This window comes from Actinoplanes sp. NPDC051633, from assembly GCF_040681735.1.
Taxonomy (GTDB): domain Bacteria; phylum Actinomycetota; class Actinomycetes; order Mycobacteriales; family Micromonosporaceae; genus Actinoplanes.
The window spans coordinates 1-6077 of sequence record NZ_JBFAZH010000413.1; the positions used below are offsets into that span (position 1 = coordinate 1).

General features: G+C 68.6%; 3 protein-coding genes and 1 tRNA gene. 3 read left to right on the top strand and 1 reads right to left on the bottom strand.

Translation table 11 applies throughout. The annotated features are described in order from the left end of the window. On the bottom strand, nucleotides 1-3630 hold a 3630-nt coding region (locus AB0M20_RS22245; protein WP_364301000.1), incomplete at its 3' end, for a WD40 repeat domain-containing protein. A gap of 77 nt (nucleotides 3631-3707) precedes the next feature. Between AB0M20_RS22245 and AB0M20_RS22250 the strand changes: the two genes are divergently transcribed. The 3 genes from AB0M20_RS22250 to AB0M20_RS22260 all read left to right on the top strand — a co-directional run. After that, on the top strand, nucleotides 3708-4304 hold the full coding sequence (locus AB0M20_RS22250) for a hypothetical protein (protein WP_364301002.1): 597 nt from the start codon (nucleotides 3708-3710) through the stop codon (nucleotides 4302-4304). 398 nt (nucleotides 4305-4702) lie between these two features. Continuing rightward, nucleotides 4703-4782: transfer RNA gene (locus AB0M20_RS22255), tRNA-Val, on the top strand. Between the two features lie 350 nt (nucleotides 4783-5132). Continuing rightward, the coding region (locus tag AB0M20_RS22260) for an IS256 family transposase (protein ID WP_364301004.1) at nucleotides 5133-6077 on the top strand (945 nt) is incomplete at its 3' end.

Sequence of the window (6077 nt, forward strand, 5' to 3'; positions counted from 1 at the left end):
CTCCCAGCCGGTGGTCACCAGGGTTCTGCCGTCGGGGCTGAACGCTACCGCGAGCACCAGCTGCGCATGTTCGAACTTTGCGAGCCGGCGACCGTCGGCCGGGTTCCACAGGCTCGCGTACCCGTCTTCGCCGGCGGTGGCCAGGGTGGACCCGTCGGGGCTGAACGCCACCGAGTTCACGACGCCGGCGTGGCCCTTGATTTTCGGGCCCCGCCGCCCGCTGGGGATGTCCCACAACTGGATGACTCCGTTGCTGTCGGCGGTGGCCAGGGTGTGTCCGTCGGGACTGAAGGCCAGACAATTAGCCTCGAACGACAATGCCTTTGGGTCGCTGCGTGTAGCGAGATCCCACAGTCGCGTCTGCTTGCCCGCGGTCGCGAGCAGTCGCCCGTCCCGGCTATATGCCGATCTGCTCTCTTCGCCCTCGTTGCTGAACGAATGGGTCTCGTCTCCGCTGAGCGGATCGAAGAACCGGACCACGCCATCCGTTCCCCCGGTGACCATGGAACGGCCGTCCGGACTGAACGCCACCGAGGAGAGACGGCCTTTATTCCCGGGCTTGGTGAAACGCGGTTGAATGGCCGTCAGGTCCCACAGCCTGGCGCCGTCGTTGCCGCCGGTGGCCAGAAGGTCGCCGTCGCGGTTGAACGCCATTCTGTTCACGCTGCCGCCGGGTAGCGTGCCGCGCGGCTCACCGCTGCTCATGTCCCAAAGCCGGACCCCGCCATCCGCGCCGCCGGTGGCAAGCATGGTTCCGTCGCGGTTGAACGCGAGCTCGTTCACGCCGTCAAGGTGCCCGCTGAGGGTGTGGCGGGGCTGCCATCTCCTGGTGTCCCACAGCCGGGCCGTGCGGTCGTCGCCGCCGGTGACGAGGGTGCGCCCGTCCGGGCTGAACGCCAACACATAGACAGCGGCGGTGTGCCCGGACAATCTCCGCGGTCGGCTCCAGGTCCGGGTGTCCCATATCTGGACAGTTCGGTCTTCTCCCGCGGTCGCGGCAGTCCGTCCATCGGGGCTGAACGCCACCCAGTTGACGATGTCGGAATGTGTTTTTGGGTTTTTGTGGAGGCTACCGGTGGAGGTCTCCCACACAGACAAGGTGCCGTCCTGAGCGCCGGCTGCGATGGTACGACTGTCCGGGCTGAAGGCCAGCGAGTAGTACTCCGAGAAGATCACCCGCATCGGCGCCCGGGAGTTCCCGGTCCGCACGTCCCAGAGCCGGATCGTGTTGTCCTCGCTCGCGCTGGCCAAGGTGAAACCGTCCGGGCTGAACACCGCCTTTGTCACCGGCTTGCCGTGGCCTTCGAGCACCAACGGGGCTCGCCGGCCGGTCATGTCCCACAGTCGAAGGGTGTGGTCCGCACCGGCGCTGGCCAGGAGGCGACCGTCGGGGCTGAAGGCCACGAAGTTCACTGTGCCGGTATGGCCCGTCAGCGTCGCGTGCTGGTGACCGTCGGGTATCTCCCACAGCCGAACCGGGCCGCGTCCGCTTCCTGCGGCCAGTAGGGTTCCGTCCGGGCTGAAGGATACCGTCGGCTCGTCTTCGACCACGGTGTTCAGCCGGCGCCGGAGTGGGGACGCGGCCGCTGTGAAGACGGTTCCCTTGGCTTCGCCAGTGGGGCTGACTCGGTAGGCCTGCACGGCCAGCAGCGCGGCCAAGTCAGGGTCGTCGCTCTGGACGGCGGTGGACTGCGCGGCGAGCTGGCGGGACAGGGCGATCCGTTGCGCCCCGACCGCGTCGCGCCGCTCGACGAAGGCCAGCCCGGTCGCGATCAATGCCGCCATGAGCAGCGTGGCCAGCACCGCCTGCACCGCCCGGGCGCGCCGGACTCCGGTCACCTGCCGGCGCCGCGACGCTTTAAGAAACTTGGCCACCTGCTCGGGCAGGCCACGTCGCGTCGACCAGTCGTTGCCCTCGGCCAGCTCGCTGCCGCTGAGCAGGTCGCCGGGATCGCGGTGCGGTGCCCAGCGGGCCTCGCGCTCGCCGGCGCGGCGCAGCCAGTCCTGGAAGCGGTGGTCCTGGCCTACCCAGTCCCGCAGCGCGGCCCAGTCGCGGATCAGCGCCTCGTGGACAAGCTCCGCGACCGGCACACCCGGCTGATCGCCGGCTTGGCGCATCGTGCGGGTGGTCACGATCCGCTGATCGATCAACATGGCCAGGACCTCGTCGCAGCCATCCCCGGCGAGCTCGCGCAAGGTGGTCACAGGCAGTTGCTGGCGTACGGCGGGGATGTGACGCGCATCGTCGGCGGGACGCACCAGAGCGGTGAGGATCTGCTGCGCGACGGTGTGGTGTTCGGCCGGCAGCCGTTCGATCGCGGTGTCGCACCAGGTGGTGAGCGCCCCGGCGATGCCGCCGACCCGCTGATACGCCTCGTGCGTCAGCGTTGTGTCTTGCCGGCGATGCCAAAGCTGCCGCAGGGCGAGTTCGAGCAGCGGAAGCGCAGTGATCGGTGCGTGCCGGGCCAGCTCGTCCGATGCGTCCGCGGCCAGCATGTCGGCGGTGATCCGCTCAGGCAGTCCGGCCTCGAAATCCAGGCCGACTGCCTCGGCCGGACGGACGATGATCTCTCGCAGGTCGTCGGTGTTCAACGTGGCCGGCACGTTGAGCAAACCCGGGAGCAGGCCGTTCAGCAGGTCCGGGGCCAGCGCGGCCAGTCGCGGATAGAAATCGTCGCGGAGCACCAGGACCAGACTCAGCCCGGCAGCGCCCACGGCTTCAGCCAGATCGTCGAGGGCGCTCAGCTGGGCCGCGGCTTGCTCGTCGTCGACGCCAGGAGTCAGCATCTCCTCGAACTGATCGAGCACCAACACCAGCCGATCGGGCGATGGCTCCTCGGCCAGCCGGGCTGCAACCGCCGCCGCGATCCCTTTCTCACTCGCCTCGGGCAGCCCAGCCCTGACCAGCTCGCTCGGCAGGTCCTTACCCGGCCTCGCAAGGACCGTCAGCCACCGGTCGCTGCCGGGCAGCTGACCGTCGGCCAGCGCGGGCAGCACGCCCGCCTGCACCAGCGACGACTTGCCCGCGCCCGACGGTCCGAGCAGGACCAACCCTTTCCGGTACGCGGCGAGCCCCGTCAGCACGTCCTGCACTGCGGCGCCCCGCCCGTGGAACCACTGAGCGTGCTCGGCGGTGAAGGACTCCAGCCCCCGGTACGGGCACACGTCCGTGCGAACCGTCCGCCGGCGGCCGGCCCGCGCCGCGGCGACCTCCCGGGCCATCTGCCCGTGCCATTCACGCCACGGGCGCAGGTCCGGCTCGTCCGAGCCACCGGTGTGCAGCGCACACGCCCGCACGAACGCCTCCACGAACTCCCACGGCGCCGCCGAGCGACCCGCGAGCTTGTCCTGGATGGTGCCGCGACTGTACGGCGTACCGGCCCTATCGGTGAGCCGCACCAAATCCCGCACCGATGGGCCGCCCGATCTCACCTGCAACGCCCGCAACCGGGCGGCGAAGACCCGGACCGGGTCCTCCGGGTTCCCAGTCTCTGCCGTGACCTCGAAATCCATAACAGAGGCCCCCTTCGGCGCCGCCACGCCGTCCGCGGATCGTCCGGGAACATCGCCGGACACCGTCCCGGACAGCTGCCATGAGTCCAGCCCGCCCCCGATCGGCCCGAACTCCATCCTGGCAGGGCCGCCACCCAGTGACCCCACGGTCGAGGTCGGAATCTAGACACACCACCGCACCGAAGGACATTCCCGTGACGGTTCAGAACACCTATCCGACGCCGGCCCCCGCCGACGCCCGCCAGCTGACCATCGACCTCGATCTTGACCATGCACAAAACCACTCGAGCCCCGAACGGTCGCACCACTGGCGACGGATCACGCGCAACCCGCTCCAGACCGCAGCCGTCATCGCCGGCGCGGCACTGCTGCTCGCCTCACACGCCATCGGCGGCGGCACCGCCAAACAGGCCCCCGCGGCCGCCGCCCCGATCCCCGCCAACCAAACGACCACTGCACAGCCGCACGCCCGGCTGATCGTGCCCGAAACCGCCGTTGCGGGGGAGAGCCTGCCAGTCCTCGCGTTCCGCAACAGCAAGCTGTGCGGTCCGGCAGAACTCCGGTTCGACGGTGCTGCCATCGCGACCAGCAGCGTCCGTCTGACCGCACCGAACACCCACACCTACCAGGAACTCTTCATGACCATCGTCGTGCCACTCACCGCACGCGCCGGCACCCACCACCTCGACCTGATCGGACCGGTCCCAGCCGCACACGGGCAATTCTGCGGCGACGTCCCCGAGCGCCAGGGCACGGTCGCGTCCGCATCCATGACTATCGGGACGCCGTAAAGGCAAGTGACATGGGTCCGAGCGATCAGCGCGCCTGAACCGCACAGATCTGCCGCCGGCAACGCACGATGAGGTCAAGGACTAGACGGGCTCGTGAGTGCGGGGCAACGACGGCCTGACGGTTCAGCAGCGTTGTTGACTATCCCCGCCGAGACTGTGATGTGGATGCGACCTCGACCACCGCCACTGGCTGACGCTGCCCCGACAATCTTGCCAACCAGCGCGAGGGGATCCACAAGATCAGCTCGTACGCTGGGCTCCGGGGAACATCACGGGCCGGCGGCCGGATGCCGGTGTATCGGGGAGCAAATTGGGAGCAGCACCCGATCCCAACCGCGCAGAACGTCTCTAAACGGGCGTCAACTGCGCTCAACGGCGCCGCTGCGATGCAGGTCATCGGCGAAGTCGCAGCTCAGCGACTCGCCGGGCGTCCGTTCACACCGGAGAGGTCACTGGTTCGATCCCAGTATCGCCACCACGTTTCCGCAGTTCAGCCGCCACTTCCTGGATGCATGTAATGAATCTGCACCGTATGGCTTCTTACTGGGGAGCAAATCGGGAGCACAAGATCATCTAGTGCGTGCTGGCCGGGGCGCTGCCAGCGATGCCCATGGAAGTCGGACGTTGTGCCATGTGGCGGGCCTCGGTGTATCGGTGGCGTCTGTCCGGCTGCGCGCAGGTAGCTGTGGTAGGTCGCCCACTTCGCGGGGGTCGCGTCCATGGAGGTGGTGTACGACGGGCTCGCTGACGAGCGTGTCGTGAGATAGAAGACGGTCATCGCAGAGATCCTTTGAGACGGCTAAGTCACAATCAAAGGAGACCAATGCGATGACCGCACCCAAGAGTGTGGACCCTGCCGGGCTGTGGCGCGAGCAGATCGAGTCGGCGAGCCCGGACCTGCTGCGGGCGATGGTGAAGACGTTCGCGGACGCGTTGATGAGCGCGGAGGCCGACGCGGTCTGCGGGGCCGGCTACGGCGAGCGCAGCGAACAGCGGGTGAACTCCCGCAACGGGTACCGGGCTCGGGAGTGGGACACCCGGGCCGGCACGGTCGAGCTGGCCATTCCGAAACTGCGGCAGGGCAGCTACTTCCCGGATTGGTTGCTGCAGCACCGCCGCCGCGCTGAACAGGCCCTGGTGTCGGTGGTGGCGACCAGCTATCTGCTGGGGGTGTCGACCCGGCGGGTGGAGAAACTGGCTGAGCAGCTCGGCGTCCGCCAGCTGTCCAAGTCACAAGTCAGCGAGATGGCGCAGCACCTGGACGCCCAGGTCGAAGCGTTCCGCAACCGGCCGCTGGACTCGGGCCACTACACGTTTATCTGGATGGACGCCTTGGTCATCAAGGTCCGTGAGCACGGCCGGACCGTGAATGTGCACGCGTTGATTGCGGTCGGTGTGAACGCCGACGGCGGCCGGGAAGTCCTCGGCCTGGACGTCGCCAGCGACGAAGACGGCGCCGGCTGGCTGGCGTTCCTGCGGTCGTTGACCGCGCGAGGGCTGTCCGGGGTGCGGCTGGTCATCTCCGACGCCCACCGCGGTCTCGTGGGTGCGATCGGCGCCGCCCTGCCCGGCGCAGCGTGGCAGCGGTGCCGCACGCACTATCTGCGCAACCTGCTGGCGAAGGTACCCAAGACCGCACAGCCGTGGGTCGCCACCCTGGTCCGCACCATCTTCGACCAGCCCGACGCCGACGCGGTGACCGCCCAGTACGCGCGGGTGGTCGAGGCGATCGAGCAGAAATTCCCGGCCGCGGCCGGACACCTCGACGACGCC